Below are 15,305 nucleotides of genomic sequence, written 5' to 3' on the forward strand. Positions count from 1 at the left end.
CACATGGAGGACGTCGGCGGCCCGGACCTCGAAGAGGGCCAGGAAGTCGAGTTCGACATCGAGCAGGCGGACAAGGGTCCGCGTGCGACGAACCTCACCCGTCTGTAAGGCCGTCGTTCACACGACGAACAACGATTCCCGGTTTATCACGCCACCCAGCGGCGCACCTCGGCGGGCCGGCACCGCGACGGCGTCAGCAGACCGTGAGAGGTAACACCGTCGGCAGTGAGTGGGATGTATGGAAACCGTCGATAAGGACCTCTACGAGCGGACGAAGGCGCTGCTCGAACCCGGTGACATCCGGTTGAACGGCGTCGTCGTCCATACCGGACTGGGCGACGACGACGAGGCACGCCTCCACCAGGCGACCCTCGACATCGGCGACGTCGTCGCCGAGGAGTCGAGCAAGGGCGAGTGGTACGTCTACTCGGGCAACGACGACTCGCGGTTCGGCCTCAACCAGCACCAGGGGCTGACCATCGCCGAAGACGAGTTCGTCTGGGAGTGTCAGCAACTGCTCCGGGAGGGGACGTTCAAGATCGTGTTCTACTACGAGGCCGACGCCGACCAGGAGGCGGTCGTCGCCGGCATCGAGGACCTCGGGTTCCGCGCCGACAGCGTCGAAGGCGAGTAGGAAGCGGAAAACACCCCGACAGCGCCGCTGTTGCCGGATGTGGTGTATCGTTCCCGGCTATCCAACGCTGAGATACGGCACCGAGGTGAAGTCCGTGAGCCACCGACGAGAACGTGACAGTAGGAGTGAACCCTCGGTGCGGAGTCGGTCGAACGAACGGGCGTCGTCTCCTCGCTGACGCACACCCACCTTCCGGGCCGCGCGGACGCCGGTGTGGTGACGCACCACCGCGAGACGGGCGTGGTGCCGGGGACGCCCGAGACCGGACGGCTGGCGGAACTGCTGGCGTCGGTCTCGGCGTACCGTCCCCACGGTGTCGTGCTCACGTCCCGTTCGTTCGCCACACGCGCCGAGCGGAGCGACTCCGAACCGTCGAGGGTTCAGGCGTGGTCCGGACAGCACCCACGGTACTCCGACTGGTCGGCCGGGCCGACGACGCCGTCGATGCTCAGGTCCGCCCACCCGTCGGCGCGGGCGGCGTGCTCGTCGTCGTACATCTCGCTTCTCGAACAGCGTTCGCAGGAGACGAAGACGCTCATGGCTGGTGCTAGCTCGTCGGGGCATATCAAGCCGCCGCCGGCACGAGAGTCCGGGCTCGCGGCCGCGAACGCGGTTCTTATCACCCGGTGGGCCCGACCGACTGGCATGAACGCGGCCGCGCAGTTGGACCGGCTCGACCGGGCCGTCGTCAACGCCTTCCAGGGGGGGTTCCCCGTCTGTGAGCGACCGTTCGACCCCGCCAGCGAGGCGCTCCGCGAACGCGGTGTCGACGTCACCGCCGAGGCGTTGCTCGAACGGGTCCGAACGCTCGACGAGGAGGGCGTCCTGACGCGCTTCGGAGCGCTCGTGAACGCCGAGGCCATCGGTGGGACGGCGACGCTCGTCGCCATGCACGCACCGCCCGAACGCTACGACGAGGTGGCGGAACTGGTCAACGCCCACCGCGAGGTGGCGCACAACTACGAGCGCGAACACCCCCACCTCAACATGTGGTTCGTCGTCTCGGTCGCCGAGGAAGACGAGGTCGAACGTGTCCTCGCCGACATCGAAGCCGAGACGGGCCAGGAGACGTACGACATGCCCAAAGAACGAGAGTTCCGCGTCGAGGCGAAGTTCCTGCTCGACGGCCCGATTCCCGACGGCGACGTGGACCTGTCGCATCTCGGCCCCGAGGTGACGCCGACCGAACGGACGACGCTCACGCCCGCCGAGCGCGACCTGGTGGTGGAGATTCAGGGTGGCCTGCCCATCACCGGGACGCCGTACGCCGACGTGGCCGACGCTATCGGGCAGGACACCGGGTGGGTCCTCGAGACGATCAAGCGCTTCGACGTGGAGGGGAAGGTTCGCCGCGTCGGCGTCATCCCGAACCACTACGCGCTTGGCTACACCGAGAACGGGATGACCGTCTGGAACGTCCCCGACGAACTGGTCGAGGAGGTGGGGCCGGCCGTCGCCTCGCTGGACTTCGTCACGCACTGCTACCAGCGCCCGCGCCACGAACCCGTCTGGCCGTACAACTTCTTCGCCATGACCCACGGGCGCAGCGAGGCCGAGAGTCGCGAGCGTATCGAGCAGGTCCGCCAGCGCATGAGCGAGTTCTGGGTGGTGGGCGACGACGACTGGGACTCGCTGTTCTCGACGCGTATCCTGAAGAAGACCGGTATCCGGATGACCGAGCGTGCGGACGCGAATACCGAGCAATAGCGATGTACGTCCAGTCGAGAGTCGTCGGACGTGATGGGAGGTGCGGCCAGCGAGGCGTGCGGGCCGGCCGTCGGGGGCGCTGAGACCGTGCTTCCGCTCCTCCACGACCTGGCCGGCGAGTCCGTCCTCGTCTTCGGTGGTGGTCGCGTCGGTGCCCGCCGTGCCCGGACGTTCGCCGTCGAGAGCGACGTCGTCGTCGTGAGTCCGACGTTCTCCGAGCACGGCTTCGGCGACGCGCGACGGGTGCGGGCGGCCCCGTCTCCCGACGCGGTGGCCGAGTGGGTCGACCGGGTCGACCCCGTCCTCGTCGTCGCCGCGACGGACGACACGGCTGTCAACGCCACGGTCGAACGAGTCGCCGCCGAGCGAGGCCTGCTCTACAACCGCGCCGACCGGGCGGGAGCGCGCGACCCGTGTCACGTGGCGATCCCCTCGATGGTCCGGGACGGCGACGTGGTCGTCGGCCTCTCGACGGGCGTGCCGGCGCTGACGAAGGTGCTCCGACAGCGAATCGAGGCCGACGTCGACGGTGCCGGTGAACTCGCCGCGCTCACGGCCGAACTCCGCCGAGAACTGCGCGACGTGCACCCTCCGGAACGACGGCGAGCGGCCCTGCGTGCGGTGGTTCGTTCGGACCGGGTTTGGAAGGCTTTAGGTGATGGAGTCGCTAACCCCAGACAGATAGTGGACGAAATCGTCTCCGAGGAGTTGGGTGAGTCGCCGTGACGACCGCGAGTGTCATCTCCGGTGTCAGCGTCGCCCACCAGCACGCGGACCTCGACGCCATCGACGCCGCGGCGGCCGAGGACGCCCGGACCCTCGTCGCGGACCTGCTCGCCGTCCCCGAGGTCGACGAGGCGTTCGCGCTCCAGACGTGCAACCGCGTCGAGGCGTACGTCGTCACCGACGACGAGGCCGACGGCCGGACCGCACTGGCCGGCGTCGTCGCCGACGTCCCTGCCGAGGGCGTGGTGCCGATGGACCACGAGACGAGTCTGCGCCACCTCATGCGCGTCGCCTGCGGCCTCGAATCGCTCGTCGTCGGCGAGGACCAGATTCTCGGCCAGTTCCGCGACGCCTACCTCGCCTCGCGGGCGGCCGGTGGGGTCGGTCCGGTCCTCGAAGAGGCGTTGACGAAGGCCATCCACGTCGGCGAACGCGCCCGCACCGAGACGGCCATCAACGAGGGCGTCGTCTCGCTCGGGAGCGCGGCCGTCCGACTCGCCGAGACGGACCTCGACGCCCTCGACGACGCGACGGCACTGGTCGTCGGCACCGGCGAGATGGGGACGCTCGCCGCACGGTCGCTCGCCGACCGTGTCGCACACGTCGTCGTCGCCAACCGGACGCTCGCCACCGCCGAACACGTCGCACGAACGCTCGACGGCGTCGAGTCCAGCGCCGTCGGTCTCGGTGCGCTCTCGCCGGCGCTCGAAGCCGCCGACGTCGTCGTCTCGGCGACCGGCGCGCCGACGACGGTCATCGACGCCGGCCACCTCTCGACGGCCGGCGAGACGTACCTCGTCGACCTCGCGCGACCGCGTGACGTCGACGCCGGGGTCGAGTCGCTGGCGGACGTGACCGTCGTCGACCTCGACACGCTGGAGGACGTCACCGACGCCACCGCCGAACGGCGAGCGGTCGCCGCCCGCGAGGTGGAGGCGATGATCGACCGCGAGTTCGAGAACCTGCTGGCCCAGTACAAACGTAAGCGTGCCGACGAGGCCATCGGCGCGATGTACGAGGGCGCAGAGCGCATCAAGACCCGAGAGGTCGGGAAGGCGCTCTCACGGCTCGACGCGGCGGAGAGCGACGAGGAGCGCCACGAAGTGGTCGAGTCGCTCGCGGACGCGCTGGTCGGGCAGTTGCTCGCCGCGCCGACCAAGAGCCTCCGTGACGCCGCCGAGCGCGACGACTGGTCGACCATCCACACCGCGTTGCGCCTGTTCGACCCGAGCGAGGACGCCGGGGCCGTCCCGCCGATTCCCGCCAACGCCGCCGAGGACATCCCCGAATCCGTCCGCGACGGGATGCCAAACGCCGTGCTCGAACAGCTCGACGACTGAACCGGGAGACGTCTCACAGTCGAGGCCGCGTCGCTCCCGTGGACGGCCGCGCCACGATGCCTTTTTGCCGACACGCTCACGTCCTCCGGTATGACACTCGACCCGGTGCACTTCGAGGGCATCACCCGTCTCGCCGGCCGCATCCGGCAGGACGTGGACGCGAGCGACCACCGGGCGTTCGCCCAGGAGGTGTGGGCCGACTGGCTCGACCCCCTACGTCTCGACGGCGACGTGGTGCTCGAACCGCTCGACGAGCACCGCCGCCGGATGATGCCCGTCGACGAGGCCGCCCTCCAACCCGACCGTTTCGAGACGCGCCACGGCCTCGACTCGGGCACCATCAACCCGACGACGTTCAAGAACGGCGTCGTCCTCGACGTGGCGCAGGCGGCGATGAGCGCCGTCCCCTCCGACCTCGACCTCCACCGGGGCCGAACGACCGTGATGACCGTCCACACGAACGACGCGATGGCCGACCTCAACGGCGAGTGGACCATGTTCGACGAGGGCTACACCCGTGGCCGGGTGCTCCACGCCCCGCGCGTCGACCGCTACGAGACCGCGGTCGTCCACGACCTCGCGCTGTTCCTCGCCGAGAGTTCCCACGCGCTGGAGAACGCCGAGGTAGTCTCCGACCTGCTGGTGATGGACGGCCCCGTCTACCCGAAGGGCCTGCTCAACTGGGCGAACCGCGAACCCGAACTCCGTGACCTGCTCGCCGAGGACGAGCGCCCGCGTGACGTCATCGAGAACTACATCCGCCTCGTCGAGTCGTTCGCCGACCGCGACGTGCCGCTGTGTGGGTTCGTCAAGACGCCCATCACCCGCGCCATCACCCGGACCGTGCGCCGCCAGCGCGGAAACGCGCCGTGGGTCAACGACGCCGCGTTCTTCTCGCAGGTGCTCGAACGCCGCGAACGGGTCGACGGCGAGGACGGCGTCGAGTACGACCGGGTCACCGACGCCCTGACGTTCACCAGTTGGTTCGTCTCGCGTGGCGGCGCGGACTACGAACTCTCGACGCTCAGCGACGCGTTCGGCATCGACCGGGAACTCCCGCCGGAAGCCTACGAGGTCACCTTCTGTGTCGTCTACGACCCGCGGACGGACGTGGTCTACCGCCTCGAAGCTCCCGCCGTCTTCACCGCCGACGCCGAGCAGCGCGAGGCCATCACGATGCAGGCGCTCAAAGGGGTGGCCGTCGAGAAGGGGCCGCCGATGGCCGTCGCCAAGGCCGACGGTCTCGCCCAAATCGGTCGTGCCGAGACCGACGCGCTCCGCGAGGCGCTCGAGCGTGCGTTCGACACCGAGGCCGACACCACCTACGACGACGAGCGCTGGGGCCTGCTGGAGTAGCGACGACCGGCGACACGAATCGGGAGGCGACGACCCGCGACACGAGCCACGGGTGGGACTGAAAGGGGCCGCGCTCAGGGCGAAGGCGGCCGACGTAAGCACTGGAACGAACGTAGTGAGTGAAGGGCGAAACGAGGCCCCCGAGTCGTGAGCGCGGGGGCTTTCGAGGTTGCCTCTACTGATTCACCGACTCCACTGAAAACAGCTCCTTCGCTACCGAGCGCCGGGTTGGGTCTTGACGACCTCTATCTCCACGTCGGCCTCTCGAACGCCCACGCGGGCGAACTGCGTGCGGATGTGGTCTTCGGCAGCCGCCATCCCCTGGTCGCGCGTCTCGAACCCGCGGGGCATCGGCGTCTCGAACGCGACCTGGACCTCCTGGCCGTCGATGGTCTGGGTCTGGCCGCCGCTCTCGACCTGGTAGAACTCGTCGCAGACCCAGACGTACGGCGCGTCCTCGTCGGGTGCGCCCTTGAACTCCGGGGCACGCTCGCCGCGTTCGTACAGCGTGCCGGTGAGCGTGGTCCCCCCGCCGTGACCACTGATGAGTAACATTGTACGAGATACGGCGTCACGTCGGAAAAGGCTGTCCGGACGGGGACGACGGCTGTCAGACGACGCGGCCGACGGGCCGCCAGCGCCACGCAGGGAAACCGGTTTGTACACGCGCACCAACCGCCCGACATGACCGACCTCGGGGACTTCTCTGGTTTCTCGGCGGACGACCCGGACGCCGACCTCTCGACCGACGGCGAGGCCGACGGTGACGCCTCCCAGCGCGACGGTCCGAACGCCGACGCTTCGACCGACACCGCGGCCGATGCCACCGACTCGACCGTCGAACCCGACGACTTCCAGCGCGTCGACCGGCCCGACATCGGGCAGGACCGCGGTATCGGGACGCTCTCGGCCTCCGCGGGCCTCGTCGTCAGCGAGGACGACCGCGACACCTGCCTGCGGGCGTACGTCACCGTCTCGAACCGCTCGGCGGTACGAATCGGCTCGTACTTGCTGGCGCAGTATCCCGACGGCGAACGGCTGTTCTGTCGCATCACCGCGCTGGAGTACGTCCAGGAGTTCCGGTCGGACGACGCCAACGAGATCCACGCCCGCCGGGCGATGCGGACACAGGGAATCGACGAGCAGGACTACAAGTTCATGGCGACGCTCGACCCCGTCGCGGTGCTGTACGACGACGGCGGCGACCTCAAGCGCCGGATGACCGACCGCGTGCCGAAACCCGAGACGGTGGTCCGACCGGCGACCGACCCCGAGGAGATAAAGACGGGCCTGAAGATGCCCGAGGAGGGCGTCTTCCTCGGCCACCTCGCGGTCGGGGGCGAGAAGGTCCGGGCGGCGACGACTCCGCCGACCGTCGACTACCGCCTCAAGGACGACTACGACTCGGGCGACCCCCTCGTCTTCCGGCACACGCTGGTCGCCGGGGGGACCGGGTCGGGGAAGACCCACGCCGCGAAGAACGTGCTCCGGCAGTATCTCGGGCGGACCTACGAGATGAGCGACGGGCGCTCCCCCGAGACGGCGGTGGTCCAGTTCGACCCGCAGGACGAGTACGCCCAGATGCACGACGACAACCCGAACTTGCCCGACGAGACGGCCCGCGCCTACGAGGCCGAGGGCGTCGAACACGGCGGCTACGACGACACCGTCGCGTTCGTGCCACGCGTCGGGAACGCGACGTACGCCGCCAGTCACCACCGCGCCGAGCAGGTCGAGTTCACCATCCCGTTCTCGATGGTCTGGGACTCGAAGTGGCTCGTCGCCGGGTCGTCGCTCAACGACAACCAGTACGGGGCGCTGCGAGACCTGCTCGACCGGTTCTTCCGCCAGCACGGCGACTCGGGCACCTACCGCGAGTTCTGTTCGTTCGTCGACGACCCAGGTCTGCGCGAGGAACTCCACGAGTCCGGTCGGGTCCACGAGGCGACGTTCGACGCCGTCAAACGCCGTATCCGTGGGTTCGGGAACGTCTTCGACCAGGACGCCCCGCCCATCACCGAGCAGATTCACCAGTTCGTCCGGCCCGGCGGACTCACCGTCGTCCCCACCTACCACATCAACGACACGCGGGCGAAAGAGACCGTCGTGCTGGCGCTCTCCTCGCTGCTCATCGACCAGAAACTGTCGAACGACCCCGTCTACGACCGTATCAAGGAGACGCCGCTCGTCGTCGGGATGGACGAGGCGCACAACTTCCTCACCGACGCCGAGAGCGTGCAGGCGCGGAAGGTCATCGGGAAGTTCACCGACGCCGCCAAGCAGGGCCGAAAGGAACGACTGGGTCTGTTCCTCATCACGCAGGACCCACAGGACGTCGCGGACCCGGTGTTCAAACAGGTCAACACGAGTGTCGTCCTCAACCTCGGCGACGAGGACGCCATCAGGTCCGTCAACCTCCCGTCGTCGCTGGAGGGGAAGGTGCCGTACTTCGAGAAGGGTCAGATGGCGGTCTACTCCCCGGACAACTCCGAACCCGTCGAGATAATCGGCCTCCCCCACTGTCTGACACGTCACGGCCGGGACTGAGTCGTCGCCGCGTCGCCGCCCTCACCGTGTTCTCGCCACAACGGTTTTATCGACGAACGGACGACTCTCGGTATGACACACGTTCTCGTGCCACTCGACGGGTCGGAGGGGGCCGAGGCGGCGCTGTCGTACGCGCTGGACCTCTTTCCCGACGCCCGGTTCACGCTCCTGGCGGCCATCGACCCGTCGGCGGGGTTCGCCGACGTCGGCGCGCCGGGGACCTCCGAGGTCTGGTACCGGAACGCGCGCGAGGAGGCGGCCGAACACCTCGGCCAGGGCCGGACGAACGCCGAGGCCCGCGGTGTCGACGTGTCGACGGTCGTCGAAGCGGGGCGGCCGGCCAGGGTCATCGTCGACTACGCCGAGGACTACGGGGTGGACCACGTCGTCCTCGGGAGTCACAGTCGTGAGGGGGTGTCGCGGCTCATCCTCGGGAGCGTCGCCGAGGCGGTCGTCCGACGGTCCTCGGTCCCCATCACCGTCGTCAGGTGAGTCGATACGCGCTCGCACTCTCGTCACCTCGCCGCCAGTCGCCACTGTTCTCGGTGTGACACGCCCCGTGACTGTCGGCGAACGGTTCTACGGTTTCGTCCCATTAGTTCGTGCATTACGACCGTCAGGACCGGGTAACAATACCCCGACCCTGTCAAAACCCGTCCGCGGAATGAAATCAAAACGATTCCTCGCGGTCGCGTTCGCCGCCCTGACGGTCCTCTCCGGTATGGCTACCGGCGTCGTCGTCACCGGCAGTGCGCAGGCTGCGCCACAGACCATCTCGTCGTGTACCACTATCGAGGAGCCCGGCACCTACGAACTGACCGGGAACGTCACGAACGACACCGATGGCGTGTGTATCGGTATCTCCGCCGAGAACGTCAGTATCGACGGCAACGGCTACACGCTCAGCGGTGGCGACGAAGACGCCACGAACCGGGCCGGGACCGGTATCACCACCTTCGGAGCGACGGCGAGCTACACCGTCGAGAACCTCACCGTCAGCGGGTGGAGCGACGGTCTCAACCCCGAGTCCGGGACGGTCCGGGACAGCCGCATCGTCGACAACGACGTCGGCGTCTACTCCATCGGGGACGCCGGCACCTTCACGAACACCGTGGTCGCCGACAACGGACAGGGCATCGTCTTCCAGATGTCCAGCGGGACGTTCGTCGGGAACGAGATCGTGAACAACGAGGAGAACGGCTTCTCCGCCATCGAGGGGGAGGGTCCGGTCACGTTCCGTGACAACCTCGTGGCGAACAACGGTGAGGGCGGTATCGTCTCCGAGGACACCGCACTCGTCACCGAGAACAACACGATTCGGAACAACGGCGGGACGGGGCTGGGTGTCGTCGGTGTCTTCGGCGGCGACCTCGACTCGACCGGTGACGTCGTCGAGAACAACACCGGCGACGGCATCTCCGTGTTCGGAGAACTCGTCGTGACCGACACCGAGGTCCGGGACAACGCCGGCACGGGTATCGAAGTGCTTGGTGACTCGAACGCACCGGAGGGCTACGGCGACGCCACGGTTCGGAACGTGGTCGTCGAGAACAACGGCGGGGACGGCATCTACGTCCGCGGCGGTGACGCCGTCGTCACCGATACCGTGGCGACCGACAACGGCCGGGACGGCGTGCTGGCATCGACCGGCAGCACCCTGACCATCACCGACAGCGTCCTCGCGGGCAACGAGCGCAACGGTGTGTTCACTCCCGACGGCTACACGGAGAGCCAGCGGAACGTCTACCGGAACAACACCGGCGACGGGTTCCACTCCAACTACGGCGGTCTCTACTCGACCGACGACACGTTCGTCGACAACGGGAACTACGGCGTCTACACCGCCGGCGAGACGACCGTCACTCGCGCGACCATCGAGGACAACGGCGACGACGGGATTCAGTACATCGAACTCGTCGACGTCGACTCGGACGTCGAGGTGCGGCAGGGCGGTCTCACCGTCACCGAGAGCAGCATCCGGAACAACGCCAGAGACGGCGTCGCGGTCGGTGACGCCGACGGTGTCGCCGCCGAGATTCACGGGTCGGTCGTCGCCGACAACGGTGGACTCGGCGTGAACAACGAGGGCGACACCGTCGTCGACGCGACGGGCAACTACTGGGGAGCCAGCGACGGTCCGTCCAGCCTGACCGCCGAACCGCTCGCAGACCCCGTGACGGGCGCACTCGCGGACGGTAGCGGCGACGCCGTCAGCGAGAACGAGTCGATGGCGGGGGTCTCGAACGTCCAGTTCGACTCGTTCCTCGCCGAGAACCCGTTCGCCGACGACGGTGACGATTCGGACGACGGTGACGATTCGGAGGACTCCGACGACTCCGACGACTCCGACGACTCCGACGACGTACCCGCCTACCAGATCGACCTGGCCAACAGCGAGGTCATCGAGACGCTGGGTGTCGACGGCGACGACGACGGCCGCCCCGACTTCTACGGGAACGTCAACGGCAACCTCATGCAGGCGACGACGCTCCTGCAGGACGGCACCGTCACCGGCACCCACCAGGTGCCGGAGGGCGAGACCACCGAGTCCATCCAGGGTTGTACGGTCACCTACGACGCGACGAGCTACGACCCCGAGACGGGCGAAGTGAGCGTCACGGTCAGTGTCGCCGACGGTCCGAACTGTTACGACGTGCTGGTCACGCTCGCGGGCTACGAACTGCCCGGCGACGAGACGACGTTCGACTACGCGAGCGCGTCCGAGCAGGAACTGCTCGACCACCGGACCGTCACCATCGACGCCGGTGAGGAGCGCACGCTCACCATCGACCTCACGGAAGACGGCGACGACTGAGCGCCACCGACGCGGCTCTCTTTCGCAGTTCGCCACCGACGCCGAGCGTCGGCCACGGACGGGGGCCTCAGTCGTCGCCGTGAGTCGGGCCACCGCGAACCGACCGCACCTCCGCGCGAATCGCGTCACGCTTGAGCAGGACGAAGCCGACGACGATGACGAGGAAGCCGACGACGGTGGTCCCGTCGATGGTCTCGCTCAGGAAGAGGTAGCCGGCGGCGGCGGCGAACACCGGCGCGACGTAGGAGACGAGGTTGATCTCGACCGGTCCGAGGCGGTCGAGCAGGTCGAAGTAGACGAGGAAGCCGAGCGCACTGGCGACCACAGAGAGATAGCCCAGTGCGAGCAGCGCCCCTGTCGTGAGTTCGACCGAGGCGACCGGTTCGCCGAGCGCGAAACTCACCGCGTGCATCAACAGCGCACCGCCGAGCATCGACCACGCCTCCATCGCCTCGATGTCGAGGTCGGAGTCGAGTCGCCGTGTGAGGACACTCCCGAACGCGAACGAGAGCGTGGCGGCGAAGACGAGCAGTTTCCCGACGACGTTCGCGCTCAGCAGGTTCGTCTGGCCGAACGGGTCGGCGATGACGACGGCCCCGACCAGCCCCAACAGGAGGCCCACGAGCCCCGCGAGGTCCAGTCGCTCGCTGGGGAGCAGACCACGGGCGATGGCCGTCGTGAGGACGGGCGACAGCGAGACGATGGTGGCGGCGGCGGCGCTCGTCGTGTTCAACTCGCCGACGAAGAGGAAGGCGTGGTAGGCGGCGATGAGGAACGTCGCGCCGACGGCCACCTCGGCGACCTGTCTGCGGGTGCGAGGGAGCGGGTCGTCGAGGACGACGACGGCGTACGCGAGCATGAGGACGCCGGCGACGTCGTAGCGGACGGCGGCGAACAGGACGGGCGTCTCGAAGAACGGGCCGGGGGCGCTCGGGTCGCCGAGGCCGGCCTTGATAGCCATGAACGCCGACCCCCACGCCGCGGCGAGGAGCACGAACAGCACGACGTTCCGATAGCGGGTCACGCCGTGAGTCGGCACAGCGCCCGCGTCAACCTTTCGCTCTGGAGTGCTATCGTGAGCAACGGTCCGGGATTTCTGCCGATAGCGGTAGTTCTACCCGCAAAGTTAAGTCGATTCGTGAGAACGTACTGGCATGGCCGCTTACGGTCGGCCGACCCTGCGTGACCTGTTCGACGAGTCCCCCACGCCGCACATCGCGCACCCCCCGCGCACCCATCACCGAGACTACTACGTCGCTACCGATGGGTCCTTCCGGGAGGCCAGCGGCGGACTCGGCGTCGTCATCGAGACCCGCGACGGTGAGACCGTCGCGCGACGCTCCGTGACCGACGCCGTCCCCGACAACAACGTCGCCGAGTACCGGGCGCTCCACCTCGGACTCGACCTGCTGGCGACGCGCGCACCCCGTGACGCGAGCGTGGGTATCGTCCTGGACCACGACGACCTCGCCGCCAACGTCAACCGGGCGGCGCTGGCCGCTCGACAACCCGCTCACGGCCCACCGCACCCCTATCGCGTGCCGGTGACCACCCAGTACCACTGGCGGGGTATCCGCGCCCGAATCGCGGGCTTCCGGGAGATTCGGGCCGCACGCATCGACAGCGGCGTCAACCCGGCGCACTGTCTCGCGAACGCCCCCGACCAGTACGCGTTCGTCAACGACGAACCCGCCCGCTGCGTCCTGCCGTCGCTGACCACCGAGTCGCCCGGCCCGCAGTACCCACCGCCGTCGCGGGCGAACCGCAACACCGGCAACGCCAGCGACTGAACGCGTACTTCTCGGCTCTTTCATCACACTCTCGCAGAGGCGACGCTAGACGTTGCGATTGGCACGTTCGGTGTACGAACGTAATCGAGGCAGATCAGCTACTGTGCGGATTGTCGGCAACGATAGACAGAGAGCGTGAGTCTATCGAGTCGAGAATAGTGAGTTGCGGAGTCGTAGCCGCTCCGTTTAGTCGTCGTTACTCTTGATCTGGAACTCGGTGTCAGGAGTCACAAGGACTGCACCGGCAGGATTCGTTTCTACGATACTGAATACTTTGTCACGTGGACTCAACCGGCTTTCCTTATCCGAGATCGTGAGGAGGAACCCCTCAACGAGCGTTCGGCCCCGCAGTTGCTGCTTCACGACTGCTTGGGGATCTGCGTCGAACTGAACCGGCGTCTCCTCCGACGGGCTAACCGTGATAGTCTGCGCTTCGCGGGCACCCGCGTGGCGGATTCGGATGTAGTCCTCAACGTCGACACCCGCTTTCTCGCGGAGGGTGCCGTTGAGGTGGATCGTCTCTGGGTTCCAGTGTTTCCGGTCGGAGCGATAGAGTCGTGCAAACACACTGTCGGCTCCCGTAATCTCGACGAAGTCACCTGGCTCTGCGTCAAGTTGGTCGAATACGTCCGGCGAAATCCGAGCGATTGGTCGTCCCTCGTCATTCGGATTTCCCTTCTCGACGCGCAATCGGAGTGGCTCGGGGATTCTCGTTGGTGGTGATTTCACCGAAGGAGTCTCATGTGGCTCACGGTCGGGTTGGCCCTCGATACGGATGTCGAGGTCGTAGTCGTGTAGACCACCGCCAGACATGATGTCGCTCAGATGCATCTCGAACTCGGTGAGTACCTGGCTGGATTCGTCTTCAGCCGCACTGAGGTCTGTGTTGGGAACGACAATGGTCGTTCGATACTCATCGACCTGAACGACAACTACCTGCGTGAACGGTGCTCCCCGGTAGAGTACGCGAATCATGTTCAACGAGAACGTGGAGTCGGGAAACACGGAAGTCCACGACGACCGGTCAAGTTTCTCGTTTTCCATCTCTGTCGGATAGAGCATCGCGATGGAGTAGTCCCGGTTGGTCGTGAGCACCCACGTCTCGGGAATGTCGAAAAACTCCCAGTCAGCGGGACTGCTTTGCATAATTACCTCGCGGTGCTCGTCGGGAGGGTCGGTGATTGGTCGGACAGGCATACCTGGCTATCAGTTCGCATAATCTTGAAAACTCGCCTACGTGTTCGGCAGAACCCGCTGCCTCACCTCAAAACCAGTCAGCACTGAAACCGTCACACACGTGGCACATGGCTAACAGCTGAAGCACGGAGTAGTTACTCGGAACAAAACCGTCGCAAGTTCGGGGGACTCTCGCTCTTCTGTCTGGGTCACGCGCGCTACCGCACCGTCGCGCCCTCGTTGCGTCCGCGGACGACCCTGACTGCCCCCTCGACGCCGGCCGCGTCGAGCGCCCGTTCACCGGCCTCGTGGGCGGCGTCGGCGTTCGCCCGGTCGGTGACGCCGTACACCGTCGGTCCCCACGAGGACTGCCCGACACCCGTGACCGACGGTTCGTCGCCGAGCGTGGCGACGAGTTCGCCGACTGGCGGGCGGTACACCCCGCCCTGTTCGTCGGCGTACCACGCGCCGTTGAGGCGACCGAACTCGCCGACGGCGTGGCCGAACCGCTCGCGGTCGCCCGCCGCCAGCGCCGGGAGCAACTGCCGAACCAGCAGCGCCGAGAGGTCGTCCGCGATGGCGGGGTCCGCGCGTTCGACGACGGCACGCATGCTGTCGTCCTCGCTCGACCCGGACTTCCCCTCGCCTTCCGGGACGACCAGCAGGACCCGCCAGTCGTCGGGAACCGGGTGGCGACTCACGACAGGCGGGACCGTCCACTCACCGCGAGCGGGTGGTGTCGTGGTGAACCGCTCGGTGGGGTGGCCGGCGTCGACGACGGCACCGCCCGTCTCGAAGGTGGCGACGCCGACGCCCGAGCGCCCGCCACGGCCCAGTTCGGGGGCACGCTCGCGGATTCGTGGCTCGCGGTCGTAGGCGCGAGCGACCGCCCCTAGGGTGGCGAGTGCGTGCTGGGTGCCGCTCCCGAGGCCGACGTGTCGTGGGAGTCCCTCGACCAGTCGGACCCGAGCGCCCGGCACGCCGAGTGCCTCGCAGGCCGCTCGGGTCGCGTCGCGGAGCACCGGGTCGGCGTCGACTGCCTCGGCGCGGGTCGCCTCGACGACGACGTGCGGTTCGTCGAGCGCGAGGCCGACGCCGCCGTAGAGGCGCTCGTGGGCCAGCGAGAGGTTCGTGAACCCGACGTGGAGGCGTGCGCCAGTCTCGACCCGGACCATACCGGACGCTCGCGGGGCGGGTGGTTGGCCGTTTCGTCA

At 67.7% G+C, this 15,305-nt stretch carries 15 protein-coding genes; 10 read left to right on the forward strand and 5 right to left on the reverse strand.

Annotated elements, in window-relative coordinates; all coding sequences use genetic code 11:
* A partial coding sequence (locus tag GQS65_RS11140; RefSeq protein ID WP_158204725.1) for a cold-shock protein occupies positions 1-108 on the forward strand: 108 nt, incomplete at its 5' end.
* 130 nt (positions 109-238) lie between these two features.
* Complete coding sequence (locus GQS65_RS11145; RefSeq protein ID WP_158204726.1) at positions 239-634, forward strand: DUF5778 family protein; 396 nt, start codon at positions 239-241, stop codon at positions 632-634.
* A gap of 380 nt (positions 635-1,014) precedes the next feature.
* Here GQS65_RS11145 and GQS65_RS11150 read toward each other — a convergent pair whose 3' ends face one another.
* Complete coding sequence (locus GQS65_RS11150) at positions 1,015-1,173, reverse strand: hypothetical protein (RefSeq protein WP_158204727.1); 159 nt, start codon at positions 1,171-1,173, stop codon at positions 1,015-1,017.
* A gap of 106 nt (positions 1,174-1,279) precedes the next feature.
* Between GQS65_RS11150 and ahbB the strand changes: the two genes are divergently transcribed.
* The 4 genes from ahbB to GQS65_RS11170 all read left to right on the forward strand — a co-directional run bounded on the left by ahbB (position 1,280) and on the right by GQS65_RS11170 (position 5,763).
* On the forward strand, positions 1,280-2,341 hold the full coding sequence (gene ahbB, locus GQS65_RS11155; protein WP_158204728.1) for a siroheme decarboxylase subunit beta: 1,062 nt from the start codon (positions 1,280-1,282) through the stop codon (positions 2,339-2,341).
* Positions 2,342-2,428: 87 nt separating this feature from the next.
* Complete coding sequence (locus GQS65_RS11160; protein WP_368280098.1) at positions 2,429-3,067, forward strand: NAD(P)-dependent oxidoreductase; 639 nt, start codon at positions 2,429-2,431, stop codon at positions 3,065-3,067.
* Entirely contained in the window at positions 3,064-4,407 is a 1,344-nt protein-coding gene (hemA, locus tag GQS65_RS11165; protein WP_368280078.1) for a glutamyl-tRNA reductase, read from the forward strand. The genes GQS65_RS11160 and hemA overlap by 4 nt, the downstream gene beginning before the upstream one ends.
* A gap of 90 nt (positions 4,408-4,497) precedes the next feature.
* Complete coding sequence (locus tag GQS65_RS11170) at positions 4,498-5,763, forward strand: DNA double-strand break repair nuclease NurA (RefSeq protein ID WP_158204729.1); 1,266 nt, start codon at positions 4,498-4,500, stop codon at positions 5,761-5,763.
* 213 nt (positions 5,764-5,976) lie between these two features.
* Here GQS65_RS11170 and GQS65_RS11175 read toward each other — a convergent pair whose 3' ends face one another.
* A complete protein-coding gene (locus tag GQS65_RS11175) occupies positions 5,977-6,318 on the reverse strand; it encodes a DUF7113 family protein (protein ID WP_158204730.1) in 342 nt (113 codons plus the stop codon).
* A gap of 129 nt (positions 6,319-6,447) precedes the next feature.
* Between GQS65_RS11175 and GQS65_RS11180 the strand changes: the two genes are divergently transcribed.
* The 3 genes from GQS65_RS11180 to GQS65_RS11190 all read left to right on the forward strand — a co-directional run bounded on the left by GQS65_RS11180 (position 6,448) and on the right by GQS65_RS11190 (position 11,125).
* Positions 6,448-8,310, forward strand: a complete 1,863-nt coding sequence (locus tag GQS65_RS11180) for an ATP-binding protein (RefSeq protein WP_158204731.1) — start codon at positions 6,448-6,450, stop codon at positions 8,308-8,310.
* A gap of 72 nt (positions 8,311-8,382) precedes the next feature.
* Positions 8,383-8,802, forward strand: a complete 420-nt coding sequence (locus tag GQS65_RS11185; RefSeq protein ID WP_158204732.1) for a universal stress protein — start codon at positions 8,383-8,385, stop codon at positions 8,800-8,802.
* A 172-nt stretch (positions 8,803-8,974) separates the two neighbouring features.
* Positions 8,975-11,125, forward strand: a complete 2,151-nt coding sequence (locus tag GQS65_RS11190; RefSeq protein WP_158204733.1) for a right-handed parallel beta-helix repeat-containing protein — start codon at positions 8,975-8,977, stop codon at positions 11,123-11,125.
* 67 nt (positions 11,126-11,192) lie between these two features.
* Here the strand turns inward: GQS65_RS11190 and GQS65_RS11195 are convergent, their stop codons facing one another.
* The gene (locus tag GQS65_RS11195; protein ID WP_368280079.1) at positions 11,193-12,149 is read right to left on the reverse strand and encodes an EamA family transporter; all 957 of its coding nucleotides are present in this window, start codon (positions 12,147-12,149) and stop codon (positions 11,193-11,195) included.
* Positions 12,150-12,279: 130 nt separating this feature from the next.
* Between GQS65_RS11195 and GQS65_RS11200 the strand changes: the two genes are divergently transcribed.
* Entirely contained in the window at positions 12,280-12,915 is a 636-nt protein-coding gene (locus GQS65_RS11200; protein ID WP_158204734.1) for a ribonuclease H, read from the forward strand.
* 186 nt (positions 12,916-13,101) lie between these two features.
* Here GQS65_RS11200 and GQS65_RS11205 read toward each other — a convergent pair whose 3' ends face one another.
* Together GQS65_RS11205 and GQS65_RS11210 are read right to left on the reverse strand one after the other, a co-directional pair.
* Positions 13,102-14,112 carry a hypothetical protein gene (locus GQS65_RS11205; protein WP_158204735.1) on the reverse strand — a complete coding sequence of 337 codons (1,011 nt, stop codon included), beginning with the start codon at positions 14,110-14,112 and terminating at the stop codon, positions 13,102-13,104.
* 197 nt (positions 14,113-14,309) lie between these two features.
* Positions 14,310-15,266, reverse strand: a complete 957-nt coding sequence (locus GQS65_RS11210; protein WP_158204736.1) for a beta-ribofuranosylaminobenzene 5'-phosphate synthase family protein — start codon at positions 15,264-15,266, stop codon at positions 14,310-14,312.
* Positions 15,267-15,305 lie beyond the last annotated feature (39 nt).

Source organism: Halomarina oriensis, from assembly GCF_009791395.1.
GTDB lineage: Archaea > Halobacteriota > Halobacteria > Halobacteriales > Haloarculaceae > Halomarina > Halomarina oriensis.